Below are 17811 nucleotides of genomic sequence, written 5' to 3' on the forward strand. Positions count from 1 at the left end.
GTATGTGGTTTTGGCTGGTCTTGCCGTTCATACTCCTCAATCTGGTCGACGGATGGTTCAACCTGAACTCGCAGCCCGACCTTATCGAAAGGTTGTCCCGCAGGCTTGATCCGGCCAATCCGAACAGACTCCGGCGTTTGTTTGGCTCGGTACTGATGGTGCTCGCCGCCGCGTATCTGATTTTCTCCTTGGGAGTATTGATTTCATGAAACTCGGCCGTCTCAACCACATCGGGGTCGCCACGCCATAACCACCTTCGTCACCCTGAACTTGTTTCAGGGTCCATCCCGCCGCAAGCACCGCGGGAGCGGGCCGCAGACTGGATGCTGAAACAAGTTCAGCATGACGGGAATTGAGAGAGGAATGCGCCAGTGAAGCTGGGAAGACTGAACCACATAGGGGTCGCCACGCCCTCCATTGCGGACTCGATCGCGTTCTACCGCGACGTCATGGGCGCGACGAAGATCCACACGCCGTTCGACCTTGAGGAGCAGGGCGTGAAGGTCTGCTTCGTCGACACCCCCGGCGCGGACGGTGCGATGAACGGAACGCAAATCGAGCTGATCGAGCCGCTGGGCGAGAACTCCACGCTCGCAGGCTTCCTCGCCAAGAACCCCTTGGGCGGGCAGCATCACCTGTGCTTCGAAGTGCCCGACATCGCCGAGGCGCGCTCCGAGTTCGAGGCGCTCGGCAAGCGCATCCTCGGCCTCACCCGCATCGGCGCGCACGGGACCCCTATCTTTTTCGTCCATCCCAAGGACATGGGCGGCATGCTTACCGAGATCATGGAAACGCCGAAGGACGGCACCCACTGGTCTGATTGAACCCCTTGTCATTCCCGCGAAAGCGGGAACCCAGAGCGGCACGCGGTGCCCTCGGCCCTGGGGCCCCGCTTTCGCGGGAATGACAGAATTGGAGAGAAAACAATGTCCTACGAAACCATCCGCGTCGACCGTGAAGGCCCGCTGCTCACCATCACCCTCAACCGCCCCGAGCGGCTCAATGCCATGCCGCCCGCGATGGCGGACGAGCTGGGGCAGGCGTTCTACGATCTGGGCGACGCGCGCGCGGTGCTGATCACGGGGGAGGGCAAGGGCTTTTGCTCAGGCGCGGACCTTTCGGCGCGCGGCTCCGGCTCGGCGCTGGGCGGCAAGGGCGGCAGCCATGAGGCGCTGATCAATCACTATAACCCCGCAGTCAGCCAACTGATCCGCGCGAGCGTGCCGGTGATCTGCGCGGTCAACGGCCCGGCGGCGGGCGTCGGCTGCTCGCTCGCCTTGGCTGCCGATTTCACCATCGCCGCCAAGAGCGCCTATTTCCTGCAAGCCTTCGTGAACATCGGCCTCGTGCCCGATGGGGGATCGACCTGGCTGCTCGCCCGCGCCATCGGCCGCGCGCGCGCCACGCGGATGATGATGCTGGGCGAGAAGATCAGCGGCACGCAGGCCGAGGAATGGGGCCTCATCTACAAGTGCGTCGAGGATGCCGACCTCATGACCGAAGCCCGCGCGCTGGCCGAGAAGCTGGCGAACGGGCCGACGGTCGCCTACGCCACGATGAAGCGCAACATCGCCACCGCGATGGACCAGAACCTCCAGATGGTGCTGCTCGCCGAGGCCGAGGGCCAGCGGATTGCGGGCGCGACGAAGGACGCGATGGAGGGCGGCATGGCCTTCCTCCAGAAGCGGAAAGCCGAGTTTAAGGGGGAGTAACGCTCCCAAAACTCCGTTCGTATCGAGCGGAGCGCGAAGCGCGCAGTCGAGATACCCCGCGCGGTGTCTCGACTTCGCTCGACACGAACGGATATGGTATCTGACATGACCCAAAAACCCACCCTCACCGACTGGAACGCCCTCGCCGCCAAGGAGGTGAAGGGCCGCGATCTCACTTGGCAGACGCCCGAAGGTTTCGCGATCAAGCCGCTCTATACGGCCGAAGATCACGCCGGGTTCGACCCCGGTCTCCCCGGTTTCGCGCCCTTCACGCGCGGGGTGAAGGCGAGCATGTACGCGGGCCGTCCGTGGACGATCCGGCAATATGCGGGCTTCTCCACCGCCGAGGAATCGAACGCCTTCTACCGCCGCAATCTGGCAATGGGGCAGAAGGGCCTGTCGGTGGCCTTCGACCTCGCCACGCACCGGGGATACGACAGCGATCACCCGCGCGTTGTCGGCGATGTCGGCAAGGCGGGCGTGGCGATCGATACGGTCGCGGATATGCAGATCCTGTTCGACCAGATCCCGCTCGATACCATGTCCGTCTCCATGACCATGAATGGCGCGGTGATCCCGGTGCTCGCCTTCTTCATCGTTGCGGCGGAACGTCAGGGCGTGTCGCAGGACAAGCTGGAAGGGACGATCCAGAACGACATCCTCAAGGAGTTCATGGTCCGCAACACCTATATCTACCCGCCCGAGCCTTCGATGCGGATCATCTCGGACATTATCGCATATACCTCGGCCAACATGCCGAAATTCAACTCTATTTCGATCAGCGGCTACCACATGCACGAAGCCGGGGCGACGGCGGTGCAGGAACTCGCCTTCACCATCGCTGACGGCAAGGAATACGCCGCCCGCGCGATGGCGGCGGGGCTGGATATCGACGCTTTCGCCGGCCGCCTCAGCTTCTTCTTCGGCATCGGCATGAACTTCTTCATGGAGATCGCCAAACTGCGCGCCGCGCGCACCCTGTGGTACAAGGTGATGGACGATCTGGGGGCGAAGGACGAACGCTCCAAGATGCTGCGCACCCACTGCCAGACGAGCGGCGTGAGCTTGCAGGAGCAGGACCCCTACAACAACGTCATCCGTACCACGGTGGAAGCGATGGCGGCAGTGCTGGGCGGCACGCAATCGCTGCACACCAATGCGCTCGATGAAGCCATCGCGCTCCCCACCGATTTCAGCGCCCGCATTGCCCGCAACACGCAGCTGGTGCTGCAAGAGGAAAGCGGGATCACCGCCGTTGTCGATCCGCTCGGCGGCTCGCACTATATCGAGGCGCTGACCGCGACCTTGGTGGACGAGGCCGAGGCGATGATGGCCGAGGTCGACGCAGCGGGCGGCATGACCGCCTATGTCGCGACCGGCGCGCCCAAGGCCGCGATCGAGCGCGCGGCGGCCGAAAAGCAGACCAGGGTCGACAAGGGCGAGACGGTGATCGTCGGCGTCAACAAGTATCGCAAGGACAGCGAAGACCCGATGGATACCCTCGAGGTCGACAACCAGATGGTCCGCACCGGCCAGATCGCCCGCCTCGCCAAGGTGCGCGAAGGGCGGGACGAGGCGGCGTGCCGCGCGGCTCTGGCGGCGCTGACGGCGGGGGCGCGGGTCAACCCGGCGACCCACCGGCAGGCACTCCTCACCGGCCGCGACGAGCGCGACATTCCGCTGCCGCCCTCCAAGATCGCCGAGCTGGAGAAGCTGGCCGAGGTTAACCTGTTGGCGCTGGCGGTAGAGGCTGCGCGCCATGACGCGACTTTGGGCGAGATTTCCGCGGCGATGGAAGAGGTATTCGGCCGCCACGATGCGACCCCCGCTCCGGTCAGCGGCGTCTATGCCAGCGCCTATGAATTCGACCGCCGCTGGGCCCAGGTGACCGACGGCGTCGAAGCCGTGGGCCGCCGCTTGGGCCGCGCGCCCCGCATCATGATCGCCAAGATGGGCCAGGACGGCCACGACCGCGGCGCGAATGTGATCGCTTCGGCGTTCTCGGATATGGGCTTCGATGTGGTCAGCGGCCCGCTGTTCCAGACGCCCGAGGAAAGCGCCGCGATGGCGCTGGCAAAGGACGTTGACGTGGTCGGCGCGTCGAGCCTCGCTGCGGGCCACAAGACCCTGATCCCCGAATTGATCCGCCTCCTGCGCGAAGCCGGGCGCGGTGATATCAAGGTCACCGCAGGCGGCGTGATTCCGCCGCAGGACTACGACTATCTGCGCGAGGCCGGGGTGCAGGGGATCTACGGCCCCGGCTCCAACGTGGTGGAGTGCGCGGCGGATATTCTGGTGCTGCTCGGCCACAACATGCCGCCGCTGGGTGAAGGGCTGGACGAGGCGGCGGAGTAGCGTCTACTCCCTCGTCATTGCGAGCCGAAGGCGAAGCAATCCAGCTTCTGACCTAGACGCAGGTGGCCACGGCAGAAACTGGATTGCCGCGTCGCCTGCGGCTCCTCGCAATGACGAAGGGGCGTGCGCCGTGACATTTCCGCGAAGGTTGCAGATTCTCGGCGTAGTTTTGGTCTTCGCGGGCTTCCTGACCTCACCGCTAAAGCCCTATGTTTTTCGCTGCGGCATGAAGCCGGTTGATCTGCTGGAAGGCCCCTGCACAGCGTTCAAGGAATGGCATTCGCCCATCGGATTTATTCCCCTCGCGCTGGGCGTTGTAGCGATTGCCGCCAGCGTCGTTCTCAAGAATCGAGAAAGCAATAAATGACCCACCCCCGCACCGACTGGGGCCGCACCGAAGGCTTGCTGAGGGGAGCACCTGCGCGGAGGACGGCGGAGTGAGAGCAAAAGCTCTTCTTGCGTTCGTGACCGCACTCGTCGCCACCACGTCTCTCGAAACCCCGGTTCATGCCTGCGCAACGCTGTCACCAGAGGGCTTGAGGAAATTCGAGCGGTACAAGTCACGCTTTCTTGCCGAAGAGAGCGACAAGAGGATTACCGGAACCTTTCATCTCGAATGGGAATACCTCGACGAGCAAGAAAATTACCAGGCCCGCGTGGGTTATGTGGAGGTGGAAACGCGCAGAGGCGTGCACAGATACCAGCTGTTTATCCCTGATGAGATCAATTGCGGCTTTCCCAATTACGATGTGCAGGATGGCCGGCGAGGGACGTTCTACCTCAAGAAAGACGAAGACCCTGATCCCGATGATCTTGAGGACGGGGTGATCGACAATTTTGCTTTCGTCCACTTCGAGCCGCGCGATTGAATGACCCTCGGCCTCTCCGTAAATGACTTGCTTCCGCGTGCCCGGTATGTTCGCATTGCTCTGGTGGTCATTGCCGGTGTGATCGTCGCATCCTGCGCGCCTGAACACGCTGACGTGGCAGCGGCGGACACGGTTGCGCCCGCTCCGGCGGCCACTTTGGCCGGCGAGACAGAGGACTGCGCCGACGTTACGCCCAACGCCGCCTACACCCAGTGCTTCGGGCAGCTCGCCCTTGCGGCTCAGGGCGATGTTGCGGCGGAGATGACGAAGGCGCGCAAGCTGGCCCAAGCGGCCGACGCGGAATACAGCCGCTATGCGCCGGGCTCCTTGACGGCGGATGCCAAAACGCAGCTCGCACGCCATCTGGCCATGTCGCACGACAACTGGTTGCGCTATGCCGAAGGGCAGTGCGAATTGGAAGCCACTGCCGCGCGCGGCGGCAGCGGCACTGACACCTTGCGGCAAAAATGCCTCTTGCGCCTTGCGCGCCTGCGGCTAGCCGAATTGCGCGGCGCCGAGGCGCTGATTGATGGAAACAGGTAGGATATTACGTTTGTCTCACGTCCCCCGCACCGACTGGACCCGCACCGAAATCGCGGCCCTTTTCGACCTGCCCTTCACCGAGCTGCTGTTTCAGGCCGCCAGCGTCCACCGCGCCTACCACCCCGCCACTGAAGTCCAGCTCTGCACCCTGCTCAGCATCAAGACCGGCGGGTGCCCTGAGGATTGCGGCTATTGCTCGCAATCGGTGAAAGCGGATTCCGGCGTTGAGGCCACCAAGCTGATGGACGTGCAGGCCGTGCTCCAGCGTGCGGCGCAGGCCAAGGATGCGGGCTCGCAGCGGTTCTGCATGGGCGCGGCGTGGCGCAATCCCAAGGACCGCGACATGCCCGCGATTGTCGAGATCGTGAAGGGGGTTCGCGACATGGGGCTGGAAACCTGCATGACGCTGGGGATGCTCGAACCGCATCAGGCGGAGATGCTCGCGGACGCGGGCCTCGATTACTACAACCACAATATCGACAGCAGCCCTGAGTATTACGAGCGGGTGATCTCCACCCGCGATTTCCAGTGCCGTCTGGATACGCTGGACCATGTGCGCAAGGCGGGGATCAATGTGTGTTCTGGCGGGATCGTCGGCATGGGCGAGACGCGAGAGGACCGGGTGGGGTTCGTCCACACCCTCGCCACCCTGCCGCAGCACCCGGAGAGCGTGCCGGTCAACGCGCTGGTGCCCGTGAAGGGCACGGTGCTGGGCAACATGCTGGCCGATACGCCGCTCGCCAAGATCGACGATATCGAGTTCGTCCGCACGGTTGCCGTCGCCCGCATCACCATGCCGCGCTCGATGGTGCGGCTGTCGGCCGGGCGCGAGTCGATGAGTGAAGCCACGCAGGCCCTGTGCTTCCTCGCGGGCGCGAATTCGATCTTCACCGGCGACAAGCTGCTGACCGCGCCCAATGCGGGCGACGACAAGGACGGCGCGCTGTTCGCCAAGCTGGGTCTGACCGCGCTCAAGGGCGAGGAACCCGCGCGGGCGTGCAAGGCTGCGGTGGCGGCTGAGTGATTGTTTCGATCCCCTCGTCATCCCAGCGAAAGCTGGGACCCAGGGCGGCAAGCGCGGCTCCATGCGGCCCTAGGCCCCAGCTTTCGCTGGGGTGACGGAAGAGAGTTATGCGGCTCGCCCCTTTCCTTCTTCCGCTTCTCGCGGCCGCGACTGTAGCGAGCGCTGAACCCGCGCCGCAGCCTCAACCCCTCACCATCGGCGAGACCGTGACCCTTGAAGCACTCGGTGCGGCGCGCGAGGTCAACATCATCCTGCCGCCCGACTACGCCAAGGAGCCAGACAGGCGCTGGCCGGTGGTCTACCAGCTTGATGGCGCGGTGACGCAGGACCTGATGATGGGCGCAGGGCTGATGCGCTGGGGGGCGCTGTGGGGGCGGAGCCGGGATGCGATTATTGTCGGGATCGAGACCAAGGACCGCCAGCGCGAACTGCTCCCCGCGACGGGCGATCCGGCAGAACGCGCGAAGTATCCCACCGCGGGCGAAAGCGCTGCGTTCCGGGCGTGGCTGGCGGGGACGGTCAAGCCGCTGATCGAAGCGCGCTATCGCCATGATGGCACCGCGTTTCTGGTCGGCGAAAGCGCGGCGGGGCATTTCGTGGTCGAGACCTGGGCGGAGGCCCCGGGCCTGTTCACCGGCTACGCGGCGATCTCCCCCAGCATGCAATGGGATTTCGAGGCGCTCAGCCGCCGGGCCCTGGGCGAGGGCAAGCGCCCGCCGCTCTATCTCAGCCTCGCGGACGAGGGCGGGTCGACCGAGACGGGCATGGAGCGCCTGCTGGGCGTGCTGCCCAAGGACCAGCCTTTCTGTTTCTCCGACCGCCGCAAGCAGCTGCGCCACGCTACGAGCTTGCACGGGTTGCTGCCTGAGGCTCTGCAATATCTGATACCGACCGAGGCGGATTGGCTGGAGGAATACGGCATGGTTCTGCGGTGCGAACGACGGGGAGGGGAGGGGTGACCCTCGGCTTTTCGGTCGACAGCCTGCTCCCCAAGGCGCGCGGGGGTGGGCAGCTTCGCATGGGGCTGGTGAAGCTGGAGGAGCATGAGTGGCTCGACCCCACGCCAGACCGCGCGAAGCGGGCCGAGAGCTTTGCGGAGTGGCCTGAAGGCGTGCAGTTAACACCCGAGGTGGACGCTGCCGGGCGCGAACTTGCCGCGATGCTGGGCGTGGAAGGCGCCCTCTCCGAAGCCGCGCTCGCCACCCACGAGGACCTGTGCCTGCTCACGAAACGCGAGGACGAGGACGTCTACCGCCTGATCGGCGCGGCGGTCGCATGGCCTTCGGACTGGCACCCCGCCGAGAAGATCGGGCTTCCCCTGCGGGCGCTGCATGCGCCCATCGCGGGCTATGAGGAGCAGCTCGCCACCGGGGTCGACCGCTTTATGGAAACCCTGCGCCCCGGCCCGATCTACGCCCGCTGCAACTGGTTCATCGCCGCCACCGGAGAGCGCCGCTGGCTCCCCGACCGGCCCCCGCAAGAGGCCTTCGCCCACGTCACACCTGACAACGCAGGCGCGACGCTGTTCGTGCGCTCTGAACGCCAGACGCTCCGGCGCTTGCCGCAAACGGGCGCGATCCTGTTCGGCATCGGAATTTATGTCGAACCGCTCGGCAAGCTCTCTCCCTGCAATATCGCCATGCTGGGCAAGGCGGTGCAAACCCTCGTCAGCGGCGAGGGTGACCGCAGGGGCGCGCCCGCCTATGCGGAAAGCCTGATCGCCTTTGCTGAAAGGAACGCCGCATGATCGCCTCGCTCATCCTTCCGCTGCTGCTGCAATCGGCCGAGCCGCCCGTGCCGGGCTGGAATTGTGCAAACCCGATGGTGCAGCAGGAAATGAACTGGTGCGCCGGGCAGGACTATGCCGCCGCCGATGCCGAGCTGAACGCGCAGTGGAAGATCACCGCGTCCATCATGAAGGAGCGCGACACCGGAATGGAGGCCGATTTCGGCCCGATCAACCCCGTGACCCCACGCGAGGATGCAGCGGCGCGGATGGCCTATACCGGCCACTTCCAGACCTTGCTTGAAGCCCAGCGTTCATGGCTCACTTATCGCGATGCGCAGTGCCGGCTGGAGGGGTACAGTTTCTTGGGCGGGTCGGCGCAGCCGATGATCGTGGCCGGATGCCTCGCCATGCTCACCCGCCAACGCACGCAGGAATTGCGCGATCTCGCCGAAGTCCTCGGATGACGCCCCAAATCCGCTAGCTTGCAGCCAGCGCAAACCCTCGGCATAGCCACCGGCACAACAAGCCCCTGGAGAGAGGTCTCACCCTTGTTCTCGAAAATCCTGATTGCCAACCGCGGCGAAATCGCCTGCCGGGTCATCACCACAGCTCGCAAAATGGGGATCAAGACCGTCGCGGTCTATTCCGATGCCGATGCCCGCGCGCCGTTTGTCGCCATGGCGGACGAGGCGGTGCATATCGGGCCTTCGCCCGCGGCCGAAAGCTATCTGATCGCGGACAAGATCATCGCCGCCTGCAAGCAGACCGGCGCGGAGGCCGTGCACCCCGGCTACGGCTTCCTGTCGGAGCGCACCTCCTTCGCCGAGGCGCTGGCGAAGGAAAACATCGCCTTCATCGGCCCGCCGGTGAACGCGATCGCCGCGATGGGCGACAAGATCGAATCCAAGAAGCTCGCCAAGGAAGCGGGCGTCAATGTCGTCCCCGGCTTTGTCGGCGAGATCGAGGATACCGAACACGCGGTGCGTATCTCGAACGAGATCGGCTATCCGGTGATGATGAAGGCCAGCGCGGGGGGCGGGGGCAAGGGGATGCGCCTTGCCTACAACGAGGCCGACGTGCGCGAAGGCTTTGAAAGCGTCAAGCGCGAGGGGCTCAACTCCTTCGGCGATGACCGCGTGTTCATCGAGAAGTTCATCCTCAACCCGCGCCACATCGAAATCCAGATCCTCGGCGATCAGCACGGCAATATCCTCTACCTCAACGAGCGCGAATGCTCGATCCAGCGCCGCCACCAGAAGGTGGTCGAGGAAGCGCCGTCGCCCTTCGTCACGCCCAAGATGCGCAAGGCGATGGGCGAGCAATGCGTCGCCCTGTCGCGCGCTGTCGGTTACTATTCTGCGGGCACCGTCGAACTGATCGTCAGCGGCGCGGACCCGACGGGGGAGAGCTTCTACTTCCTCGAAATGAACACCCGCCTGCAGGTCGAACACCCCGTCACCGAAGCGATCACCGGCATCGATCTGGTCGAGCAGATGATCCGCGTCGCCGCTGGCGAGAAGCTGGCGATGACGCAGGACGATATCGGCATCGATGGCTGGGCGATCGAAAACCGCGTCTATGCCGAAGACCCCTATCGCGGGTTCCTGCCCAGCACCGGGCGGCTGGTGCAATATTCGCCTCCGCTCCCCGGCTGGACCGAGGACGAGACAGTGGCGGGCAAGCCCCGGCGCGGGGTCGCGCGCGGAACTGGTTCGGTGCGGGTCGATGACGGCGTCTATGAAGGCGGCGAAGTTTCGCGCTTCTACGATCCGATGATCGCCAAGCTGATCACCTGGGCCCCGACCCGCGATGAAGCGGCGGACTTGCAGATCGAGGCGCTCGACAATTTCCGCATCAAGGGGCTCGGCCACAACGTCGATTTCCTCTCCGCGATCATGCAGCACCCGCGCTTCCGCTCGGGCGAGCTGACCACGGGTTTCATCGCCGAGGAATATCCGGACGGGTTCCACGGCGCGGCGACCTCCGATGATGTGAAGCGCATCCTCGCCGCTGTCTGTGCGGGCAACGAGTTCACCCTGCAAAGCCGTGCGCGGCAAATCACCGGGCAGCTCGATACACCGCAGCCGGTGACAAGCGAATGGCTGGTGAAGATCGGCGACGAGCGGGTTGAAGTCACGCTGGGCGACGGTCACGCGATGGTTGGCGGCGTGCGGGTCGATGGCACTTGCACCTGGCGCCCCGGCATGGTGCAGGCCGAGGCGACCGGCAAGATCGGAGAAGGGGCGGAGCATCGCCTGGGCCTAATCGTCGAGCGTGTCGGTAACCAGTGGAAGGTCACGACCCGCGGCGCGGCGCATACCGCGCTGGCGTTGCCGCTGCGCCTTGCGCGTCACGAATCGCTGATGCTCGAAAAGGTGCCGCCGGATTTGTCGCGGTTCCTGATCTGTCCGATGCCGGGGATGCTGGTGAAGCTCCACGTCGCCGAGGGCGAGACGGTGCAGCCCGGCCAGCCGCTCGCCACGGTCGAAGCGATGAAGATGGAAAACATCCTGCGCGCCGAAAAGGAAGGCGTGATCGCCAAGATCAACGCTGCCGAGGGCGAGAGCCTCGCGGTGGATGCGGTGATCCTCGAACTCGAATAAGCGGGCACGCGCGGGGCGGTCGCAAGTGCCGCCTCACAACGCTCTCGACTCACCTTGCCTGCGGCACCGTGTGACGCCGACTTTGCGCCATGGCGTAAGAATGATGCGCAAGGCCGGAAGAATGTTCCGCATTCTGTTGCATCTTTGCGCCAGATTAGTGATTTCCGACACAAAATTCCTTCGGCGTCTGGTCTACAATTCGTCGTGTGAGAAACTCGTTTTGCCGAATCGCGGAATTCGCCGCGCGGTAGATTGAGCCTCAAGCTGGAGGATTGGTCATGGCACATACGGGAACCGGGTTTTTTGACCGGAAGGGCAATTTCTTCAAGAATGCACGAGAAGCGACAGTAAGCGATCTTGCCGCACTGCTCGGCAAGATCGGCGAAGGCGAAAGCCTCGCGCCGGGCATCGCCAATATGCTGCTCGAACGCCGCACCGAAATCGAGCAGTTGTTTGCCGAGCATGATCAGATGCTTGAAGAAGAAACCGCGATCAGGGCCGCTCGTTTGGGCGAAGCGGGGGACAATGTGGCGCAGCTGCCGAACCGTCCGGCGCATTGACCAGATCGAGGTGCAGGCACTGGTTGAATTCGGTAAGGACGTAGGCGCCGAAGGCCTCGCCATTGGCAAAACCGCGCCGCCGGTAGAGGGCGAGGGCAGGCTCGAATGCGGGGCCGCTGCCGGTCTCGAGGCTCAGCACCGATAGGCCCGTTTCGCGGGCATGGGCGATTATCGTTTCCAGCATAGCTGCCGCGATACCGCGGCGCAGAAAATCGGGATGGGTGCGCATCGACTTCACTTCGCCGCGTTCGGCATCAAGTCGCTTGAGCGCCCCGATCGCCGCCACCCGTCCGGCGATATGCGCGGCCCACACGCTGACTCCCTCCGCCTGCAACCCGCTGAGATCGAGCGCGAAGCTCAGTCCCGGCGGCGAACCTTCGACCATCGCCTTCTGGTGAAAGGCGATCAGCGCCCGCACCTCGGGGTCGGCGAGGTCTGCGGGACCGATGATCATGCGGCCAGTTCGCCGTCCAGAAATGCTGCAATGTCCGCCAGATCCACATCGCGGGCGACACAGGCCTCGCCCAACCCGCGCAGCAGCAGGAAGGGCAGGGTGGTGCCTTCGGCCTTCTTGTCGTGACGCATGTGATCGACCAGCGCCGCACCATTGCAGTCAAGGCCAAGCGCGGAAAGCCGGGACGGCAAGCCTGAAGCCCCGATCGCACCCGCAGCCCGCTCGGCATCCGCTGCCGAAATCTCTCCCCGCCGCGCGGAATAACGCGCCGCCAGCACCATGCCCAAGGCGACCGCCTCGCCGTGGAGCAGGCGGTCGGAAAAGCCCGTCTCCGCCTCCAGCGCATGACCGAAAGTGTGGCCGAGATTGAGCAAGGCGCGGCGGTCCTCGGTCTCGCGTTCGTCCTCGGCGACGATCTGCGCTTTCATCGCGATGCTGGTGGCGATGGCGTGCTCAAGCGCGCCAGGTTCGCGCGCCAGCACCTTGTCGCCATTCGCCTCCAGCCAGCCGAAGAACGCCGCATCGCCAAGCAAGCCGTATTTCAGCACCTCGGCATAACCGGCGCGCATTTCCCGTTCCGGCAGGGTGGCGAGCACCAGCGGGTCGATCAAAACCAGCGAGGGCTGATGGAAGGCCCCGATCAGGTTCTTGCCAGCCGCCGTATTGATCGCGGTCTTCCCGCCGACCGACGAATCGACCTGCGCGAGCAGGGTCGTCGGCAATTGCACAAAGCCGCAGCCGCGCTTGGTGATTGCGCAGGCAAAGCCGACCAGATCGCCCACCACTCCGCCGCCCAGCGCGAAGACATGATCCTTGCGGGTGACGCCCAGCGCCAGCAGCCAGTCGGTGAGCTTTTCCAGCACGCCCCAGGTCTTGGCGTCCTCACCCGGAGCAACGACAAACCACTGCGCCGTCATGCCCTGCGCGGCGAGGTTGGCATCGACCCCGGCAGCGTAGAGCCGGTGCGTGTTGGTATCGGCGACAAAGGGTACGGGCCGGGCGGTGCCGTAACCCTTCAGGTAGGGCGCAGCCGCATCGCTCAGGCGGGCCATCAGGCCCTCCTCGATCACCACATCATAGGCGCGCCCGGCGAGCGCGACGGGAATTACAGCCATTGATCAATCGCCTCGATAATCGCGCGGGCAGTGTCGGCATGGGGGCCGTTCTCGCTGACGACGCGGATGTGCGCCTGACTGTAGAAGGGTCCGCGTTCGGCCGCCAGCCGGGTGAGAATTTCGCGCGGGTTGCCGTTTTGCAGCAGGGGGCGATTGCCGCGCCGCGCAGTGCGTTCGACCAGCGTGTCGATGTCGCAATCGATCCACACCGCGATGCCGCGATCAAGGATCTGCGCGCGGGTGGAGGGATCAACGAAGGCCCCGCCGCCGGTGGCGATGACGCCGTGCTCTTCGTCCATCAACCGGGCAATCACCCGCCGCTCGCCATCGCGGAAATAGGCCTCGCCAAAGGTTTCGAAGATTTCGGGGATCGAGCGCTGGGCGGCTTCGACAATCGCCTCGTCGGCATCCACGAAGTCGCGGCCAAGCAGATTGGCGAGTTTGCGGCCAACGGTCGATTTGCCCGCGCCCATCAGTCCCACCAGCACCACCGGACGGGTGATGCGCGCGGCGATCGCGGGAAGATCGAGATCGTGAGGGGAAGGGGACGCGCCGGACATTGCCGCACGGCCTATAGATGGGCTAGGGCACGCGCAATATGGCAAACCTGCGGCGTCAACGTCTCTCCCCGTCCGGACTTCAGGAAGCCCCCGCGCCGCGCACGCGCCGCTGGCCGTGGGTCGCTGGCGTGGTGGCGGTGTTGTTGCTGGCGCTGGCGTGGTTCGAAGGCGGGGAAGAACCGCTCCATCCGATTGCCGAGGATGTCGCGCTGCCGGAGCAAGGACAATGATGGTCAAGCGTTTCGGAGTCTCTGCGAGTATGCTGGCGCTCGGCCTCGCGGGCGCGCTGGGCGGGGCGGGGCTGGCGGGTTTCGCCGCCGCGCAGGGCAAGCCCGAATCGCTGCTGCCGCCGGGATTTGACGATCCCGCCCCTGCGCCGAGCCCGCGCCCCAGTTCCGCGCCTGCACCGCAGCCCGGCACCGCGCCGCCGCCGCCTGCCGGTCAGCCGGGCACGGCGCCGCAGCCGGGCGTGCCGGCCGATCCTGCGGCCCTGCCGCCGCTGCCCTCGATCACCCGCGACGATCTCGCCCGGCTGCCGAGCCTCGAAGCGCTGGAAAACATGTCGACCGAGGAGCTTGACCGGCTGCTCGGTCTGAAGCCCAAGTCCGATATTCCGGCGGGCGCACAGCGCGCGCTGACCCGCGTCGGTGTGCTGGCGGCGGACGAAGGCGGATTGCCGCCTGCCGCTCTGTCCAACCAGTCGGACAAGCTGGTGCGCGCCGTGCTGGCTGGCACCACCGGGCCGATGGTTTCGCGCTGGGGGCATATCCTCATGCGCCGTGCCATGGCGAGCCGCCTTGCCGCGCCGCTGGGCATGGACCCGATCGAATTTGCCGCGCTGCGCGTCGGCGTGCTCAACCGCATGGGCGAATACTCACTGGCCCGCGCCGTGACGCAGGATATCGATAGCGCCAGCTGGTCGCCCGCGCTGACGCAGGAGGCGCTGAATGCCTACCTTGCCAGCGGGGATATCACCGGGGCCTGCCCGGCGGTGCGCTTGCAGGGTTCCTCGCGAGAGGATGGCGAGTGGCAAATGTGGCAGGCGATCTGCAACGCATATGCGGGTGAAGCAGCACTGGCGGCCTCGCAGCTGGACCGGGCGCTGTTCCGCGGGGTGGCTCCGCGTATCGATGTGCTGTTGGCGCGGCGCTTTGCCGGGGCCGCCGGGCGCGGCCAGCGGGCCGTGCAGATCGAATGGCAGGGCGTCGACGATCTCAACCCGTGGCGCTTCGGCCTTGCCACCGCTCTGGGCGAGCCGCTGCCTGAAGGCCTGCTCGATAATGCCATGAAGGCGAAGGACGGCGCCTATTACGCCCGTGCCGGCGCGCTGCTGCCGATGCTGCCCGCGACCCGGCGCGCGCCCTTCGCGGGCCGGGCTGCGCGCGAGGGAATTCTGTCGGCCGACGCAATGGTCGATCTCTATTCCGAGGTTTACGCCGATCCCGCCGCCAGCGGCGATCCGCAGACCCATGCCGCCGCCTTGCGCGAAGCCTATCTCGCGACCGAGCCCTCTGCGCGCATCGCCGCGATGCAGCGTCTCTGGTCGGCCGGTCCTGCACTGGGCGGCGGGGATGGTTACGGTGCCCGCGTGCTGACCGCCTATGCCGCAGCGCGCATTCCCGCCGATGAAGCCCATGCTGCCGCTGCGGGCGAATTGATCGCCGCGATGCTCGCCGCCGGGCTTGATCGCAATGCCATCCGCTGGGCCAATGTGGTCGAGGAAGGCTCGCTTGGCTGGGCGCTGGTGGCTTTGGCCGCGCCGCGCAGCAACGGCGTGGGGCAAGGCGCTGTCGAAAGCTTCATCAGCGACGATGCCAGCGAAGGATCGCGCAAGTCAGCCTTCCTGGTGGCGGGACTGGCGGGGCTGGGGCGGCTCGATGAAGGGGATGCCAGCACGCTTGCGGGCGATCTCGATTTCGATCTGGCCCGCAAGACCCGCTGGAGCAGCGCCATTTCCCGCGCCGCCGATGTCGGCAATCCGGCGCTGGTGGTGATGCTGGCAGGGCTGGGGATGCAGGGGACGAGCTGGTCGCAGATGACCCCGCTCCATCTCTACCACATCACTTCCGCGCTGACCCGCGTGGGGATGGAAGCCGAAGCCCGGATGATCGCCGCCGAGGCGGTGGCGCGCGGCTAGAGCACTTCCCGGCTATCCCGGGTCAACCTGACGGAGCCGATTTTGGCTCAGCACAAGGAGCGAGGAGGGAGCCATGCTGCTGCATAGTGACCGACAAGTGACGCCGTGGTGGGCCAAAAGCGACCCGCCCCTCCGGGGTTGCGTCAGGAGTCCCGCTGGCTTCGTCACAGCACTGGCAGGGGCAACCAGCCCCTGCTGCGCGCTGTTCCTGTCCAGCGGGCCTCCTGACGCAATCAGGCTGATCCGGGATAGCCGGGAAGTGCTCTGATGTCTGCCGCGACCGAGGGGTTTCTCGCCATGCTCGCAGCCGAGCGTGGTGCTGCTGCCAACACCCTCGCCGCCTACCGCCGTGATCTTGCGCAGGCCGAGGAAGCCATCGGCGATCTGGCTGATGCGCCGCGTGATGCGGTTGCCAGCCTTGCAGGAGAGTGGGCGAGCCTTGCTCCGGCCAGCGTTGCGCGCAAAGCCTCGGCCCTGCGGCAGTTCTTCGGCTTTGCCATTGATGAAGGCTGGCGCAGCGATGATCCTTCCGGCGCGCTGCCTGCCCCGCGCACCCGCCGCCCGCTGCCCAAGGTACTGGGGCACGACCAGATCGCGGCCCTGTTTGCCCGCGCCGAGGAGGAAGCCCGCACCAATGACCCGAAAGCAGTGCGGCTGCTGGCGTTGATCGAGCTGCTTTATGGATCAGGCCTGCGTGCCACCGAACTTGTGGCCCTGCCAGTCCACGCCGTTCCGCGCGATGCGCCATTCCTGACGGTGACCGGCAAGGGCGGAGCAACGCGGCTGGTGCCGGTGGGCGGACGGGCGCTTGAGGCTCTCAGCCGATGGCTGGCGCTGCGCCCCGCCGATCCGCCGTCGCGGTTTCTCTTCCCCTCGGGGAAAGGGCAGCATTTCAGCCGGGTGCGATTGTTTCAGCTGGTGAAAGGCCTCGCCGGGCGCGCCGGGCTCGATCCCGCCGCGATCAGCCCCCACGTTCTGCGCCACGCCTTTGCCACGCACCTTCTGGAAGGCGGCGCGGACCTGCGTGTGCTCCAGACCATGCTCGGCCATGCGGACATTTCCACCACGCAGATCTACACCCATGTCGATGCCGCGCGGCTGGTTGCCCTCGTCAATTCCCGTCACCCGCTTGCAACGCGGACAACATCCGACTAGCCCCGCGCCATGATTTCCTATCTCGATTTCGAGAAGCCGGTTGCCGCGCTCGAGGAGCGCATCGCACAGCTTCGCAGTGTCAATGCTTTGCATGATGTCGATGTTGCGGGCGAGATCGGTCGGCTCGAGGCCAAAAGCACCGAACTGCTTGCGAGCACCTATGCCTCGCTCACACCGTGGCAGAAGACGCAGGTTGCCCGGCATCCGCAGCGCCCGCATTTCCGCGATTACGTCGCTCAGGCTTTCAGCGATTTCATGCCGCTGGGCGGGGACCGGCTTTACGGCGATGATCAGGCGATCATGGGCGGCTTTGCGCGCCTGAACGGCCGCCGGGTCATGCTGATCGGGCACGAAAAGGGCCACGACACCCAGACCCGCATCCGCCACAATTTCGGCATGGGCAAGCCGGAGGGCTACCGCAAGGCGATCCGCCTGATGGAACTGGCGGACCGATTCGGCCTGCCGGTGGTGACGCTGGTCGATACCTCGGGCGCGTTTCCGGGGATCGAGGCGGAAGAACGCGGTCAGGCCGAAGCCATTGCCCGCTCGACAGAAGCCTGCCTTGCGCTCGAAGTGCCGATGGTTGCCGTTATCGTCGGCGAGGGCGGTTCCGGCGGGGCTGTTGCGCTTGCCGCGGCCAACCGGGTGCTGATGATGGAGCACGCGGTCTATTCGGTCATCTCGCCCGAGGGCTGCGCCTCGATTCTGTGGCGCACCTCGGAAAAGGCGCCAGAGGCAGCCCAGGCGATGAAAGTCACCGCGCAGGACCTCAAGCGGTCCAACGTCATCGACCGCATCGTCAAGGAGCCGGTCGGCGGCGCACACCGCGATCCGGTGGCGGCGGCGCGGATGCTCGGCACGGCGCTGACCGAGGAAATTGATATGCTCTCCGGCCAAAGCCGGCCGGCATTGGTGGCCCAGCGCGAAGCACGGTTCCTCGGCATCGGCGGATAAAGCCGAATCGCGCCAGCCCAAGTTAAGGTTTCGTTTGCCAA

The 17811-nt window shown here is 65.6% G+C and carries 20 protein-coding genes; 17 read left to right on the plus strand and 3 right to left on the minus strand.

The features are described 5' to 3' along the window. The first annotated feature begins 2 nt into the window (after positions 1 to 2). The 13 genes from KVF90_RS10505 to KVF90_RS10565 all read left to right on the plus strand — a co-directional run bounded on the left by KVF90_RS10505 (position 3) and on the right by KVF90_RS10565 (position 11395). Positions 3 to 209 (plus strand): hypothetical protein, encoded by a 207-nt coding sequence (locus KVF90_RS10505; RefSeq protein ID WP_264391531.1) that lies wholly within the window; start codon positions 3 to 5, stop codon positions 207 to 209. 162 nt (positions 210 to 371) lie between these two features. Then, positions 372 to 824 (plus strand): methylmalonyl-CoA epimerase, encoded by a 453-nt coding sequence (gene mce / locus KVF90_RS10510; RefSeq protein ID WP_264391532.1) that lies wholly within the window; start codon positions 372 to 374, stop codon positions 822 to 824. A gap of 102 nt (positions 825 to 926) precedes the next feature. Further along, a complete protein-coding gene (locus KVF90_RS10515; protein ID WP_264391533.1) occupies positions 927 to 1712 on the plus strand; it encodes an enoyl-CoA hydratase-related protein in 786 nt (261 codons plus the stop codon). Positions 1713 to 1817: 105 nt separating this feature from the next. Next, positions 1818 to 4067 carry a methylmalonyl-CoA mutase gene (gene scpA, locus KVF90_RS10520; protein ID WP_264391534.1) on the plus strand — a complete coding sequence of 750 codons (2250 nt, stop codon included), beginning with the start codon at positions 1818 to 1820 and terminating at the stop codon, positions 4065 to 4067. A 130-nt stretch (positions 4068 to 4197) separates the two neighbouring features. Then, positions 4198 to 4434, plus strand: a complete 237-nt coding sequence (locus KVF90_RS10525; protein ID WP_264391535.1) for a hypothetical protein — start codon at positions 4198 to 4200, stop codon at positions 4432 to 4434. 97 nt (positions 4435 to 4531) lie between these two features. Beyond that, a complete protein-coding gene (locus tag KVF90_RS10530; protein ID WP_264391536.1) occupies positions 4532 to 4936 on the plus strand; it encodes a hypothetical protein in 405 nt (134 codons plus the stop codon). Beyond that, positions 4937 to 5479 carry a lysozyme inhibitor LprI family protein gene (locus KVF90_RS10535; protein WP_264391537.1) on the plus strand — a complete coding sequence of 181 codons (543 nt, stop codon included), beginning with the start codon at positions 4937 to 4939 and terminating at the stop codon, positions 5477 to 5479. Further along, positions 5466 to 6503, plus strand: coding sequence for a biotin synthase BioB (gene bioB, locus KVF90_RS10540; protein ID WP_264391538.1), 1038 nt, complete (start codon positions 5466 to 5468; stop codon positions 6501 to 6503). The genes KVF90_RS10535 and bioB overlap by 14 nt, the downstream gene beginning before the upstream one ends. A gap of 206 nt (positions 6504 to 6709) precedes the next feature. Continuing rightward, on the plus strand, positions 6710 to 7462 hold the full coding sequence (locus KVF90_RS10545; RefSeq protein ID WP_264391539.1) for an alpha/beta hydrolase: 753 nt from the start codon (positions 6710 to 6712) through the stop codon (positions 7460 to 7462). Beyond that, positions 7459 to 8250 carry a heme-dependent oxidative N-demethylase family protein gene (locus tag KVF90_RS10550; protein WP_264391540.1) on the plus strand — a complete coding sequence of 264 codons (792 nt, stop codon included), beginning with the start codon at positions 7459 to 7461 and terminating at the stop codon, positions 8248 to 8250. Before KVF90_RS10545 ends, KVF90_RS10550 begins: the two co-directional genes overlap by 4 nt. Then, positions 8247 to 8696, plus strand: coding sequence for a lysozyme inhibitor LprI family protein (locus KVF90_RS10555; RefSeq protein ID WP_264391541.1), 450 nt, complete (start codon positions 8247 to 8249; stop codon positions 8694 to 8696). Before KVF90_RS10550 ends, KVF90_RS10555 begins: the two co-directional genes overlap by 4 nt. Positions 8697 to 8780: 84 nt before the next feature. Beyond that, positions 8781 to 10835 carry an acetyl/propionyl/methylcrotonyl-CoA carboxylase subunit alpha gene (locus KVF90_RS10560; RefSeq protein WP_264391542.1) on the plus strand — a complete coding sequence of 685 codons (2055 nt, stop codon included), beginning with the start codon at positions 8781 to 8783 and terminating at the stop codon, positions 10833 to 10835. Positions 10836 to 11113: 278 nt separating this feature from the next. Beyond that, complete coding sequence (locus KVF90_RS10565) at positions 11114 to 11395, plus strand: hypothetical protein (protein WP_264391543.1); 282 nt, start codon at positions 11114 to 11116, stop codon at positions 11393 to 11395. On the opposite strand, the gene KVF90_RS10570 is transcribed toward KVF90_RS10565, so the two are convergent. From KVF90_RS10570 to KVF90_RS10580, 3 genes are read right to left on the minus strand one after another with little or no spacing between them, the layout of a single operon-like run. Then, positions 11328 to 11849 (minus strand): GNAT family N-acetyltransferase, encoded by a 522-nt coding sequence (locus tag KVF90_RS10570; RefSeq protein WP_264391544.1) that lies wholly within the window; start codon positions 11847 to 11849, stop codon positions 11328 to 11330. The two genes, KVF90_RS10565 and KVF90_RS10570, sit on opposite strands and share 68 nt — an antisense overlap. Further along, positions 11846 to 12964, minus strand: a complete 1119-nt coding sequence (gene aroB / locus KVF90_RS10575; RefSeq protein ID WP_264391545.1) for a 3-dehydroquinate synthase — start codon at positions 12962 to 12964, stop codon at positions 11846 to 11848. Before aroB ends, KVF90_RS10570 begins: the two co-directional genes overlap by 4 nt. Continuing rightward, a complete protein-coding gene (locus tag KVF90_RS10580; RefSeq protein ID WP_264391546.1) occupies positions 12955 to 13524 on the minus strand; it encodes a shikimate kinase in 570 nt (189 codons plus the stop codon). Before KVF90_RS10580 ends, aroB begins: the two co-directional genes overlap by 10 nt. Before the next feature lie 38 nt (positions 13525 to 13562). On the opposite strand from KVF90_RS10580, the gene KVF90_RS10585 reads away from it, so the two are divergent. From KVF90_RS10585 to KVF90_RS10600, 4 genes are all read left to right on the plus strand, one after another. Further along, positions 13563 to 13754 carry a hypothetical protein gene (locus tag KVF90_RS10585; RefSeq protein WP_264391547.1) on the plus strand — a complete coding sequence of 64 codons (192 nt, stop codon included), beginning with the start codon at positions 13563 to 13565 and terminating at the stop codon, positions 13752 to 13754. Then, positions 13751 to 15661: a hypothetical protein gene (locus tag KVF90_RS10590; protein ID WP_264391548.1), complete on the plus strand. Its 1911-nt coding sequence runs from the start codon at positions 13751 to 13753 to the stop codon at positions 15659 to 15661. The genes KVF90_RS10585 and KVF90_RS10590 overlap by 4 nt, the downstream gene beginning before the upstream one ends. A gap of 267 nt (positions 15662 to 15928) precedes the next feature. Then, complete coding sequence (locus KVF90_RS10595; protein WP_264391549.1) at positions 15929 to 16816, plus strand: tyrosine recombinase; 888 nt, start codon at positions 15929 to 15931, stop codon at positions 16814 to 16816. A gap of 9 nt (positions 16817 to 16825) precedes the next feature. Beyond that, positions 16826 to 17770 carry an acetyl-CoA carboxylase carboxyltransferase subunit alpha gene (locus KVF90_RS10600; protein ID WP_264391550.1) on the plus strand — a complete coding sequence of 315 codons (945 nt, stop codon included), beginning with the start codon at positions 16826 to 16828 and terminating at the stop codon, positions 17768 to 17770. Positions 17771 to 17811 lie beyond the last annotated feature (41 nt).

It is taken from the genome of Porphyrobacter sp. ULC335 (assembly GCF_025917005.1).
Classification (GTDB): Bacteria; Pseudomonadota; Alphaproteobacteria; order Sphingomonadales; family Sphingomonadaceae; genus Erythrobacter.

Excerpts from the sequence above, each read along its gene's own strand:
- KVF90_RS10505 (WP_264391531.1), top strand. The coding sequence starts at position 3 with ATGTGGTTTTGGCTGGTCTTGCCGTTCATACTCCTCAATCTGGTCGAC.
- KVF90_RS10515 (WP_264391533.1), top strand. The coding sequence starts at position 927 with ATGTCCTACGAAACCATCCGCGTCGACCGTGAAGGCCCGCTGCTCACC.
- scpA (WP_264391534.1), top strand. The coding sequence starts at position 1,818 with ATGACCCAAAAACCCACCCTCACCGACTGGAACGCCCTCGCCGCCAAG.
- KVF90_RS10535 (WP_264391537.1), top strand. The coding sequence starts at position 4,937 with ATGACCCTCGGCCTCTCCGTAAATGACTTGCTTCCGCGTGCCCGGTAT.
- bioB (WP_264391538.1), top strand. The coding sequence starts at position 5,466 with ATGGAAACAGGTAGGATATTACGTTTGTCTCACGTCCCCCGCACCGAC.
- KVF90_RS10555 (WP_264391541.1), top strand. The coding sequence starts at position 8,247 with ATGATCGCCTCGCTCATCCTTCCGCTGCTGCTGCAATCGGCCGAGCCG.
- KVF90_RS10565 (WP_264391543.1), top strand. The coding sequence starts at position 11,114 with ATGGCACATACGGGAACCGGGTTTTTTGACCGGAAGGGCAATTTCTTC.
- KVF90_RS10570 (WP_264391544.1), bottom strand. The coding sequence starts at position 11,849 with ATGATCATCGGTCCCGCAGACCTCGCCGACCCCGAGGTGCGGGCGCTG.
- aroB (WP_264391545.1), bottom strand. The coding sequence starts at position 12,964 with ATGGCTGTAATTCCCGTCGCGCTCGCCGGGCGCGCCTATGATGTGGTG.
- KVF90_RS10580 (WP_264391546.1), bottom strand. The coding sequence starts at position 13,524 with ATGTCCGGCGCGTCCCCTTCCCCTCACGATCTCGATCTTCCCGCGATC.
- KVF90_RS10585 (WP_264391547.1), top strand. The coding sequence starts at position 13,563 with ATGGCAAACCTGCGGCGTCAACGTCTCTCCCCGTCCGGACTTCAGGAA.
- KVF90_RS10590 (WP_264391548.1), top strand. The coding sequence starts at position 13,751 with ATGATGGTCAAGCGTTTCGGAGTCTCTGCGAGTATGCTGGCGCTCGGC.
- KVF90_RS10595 (WP_264391549.1), top strand. The coding sequence starts at position 15,929 with ATGTCTGCCGCGACCGAGGGGTTTCTCGCCATGCTCGCAGCCGAGCGT.
- KVF90_RS10600 (WP_264391550.1), top strand. The coding sequence starts at position 16,826 with ATGATTTCCTATCTCGATTTCGAGAAGCCGGTTGCCGCGCTCGAGGAG.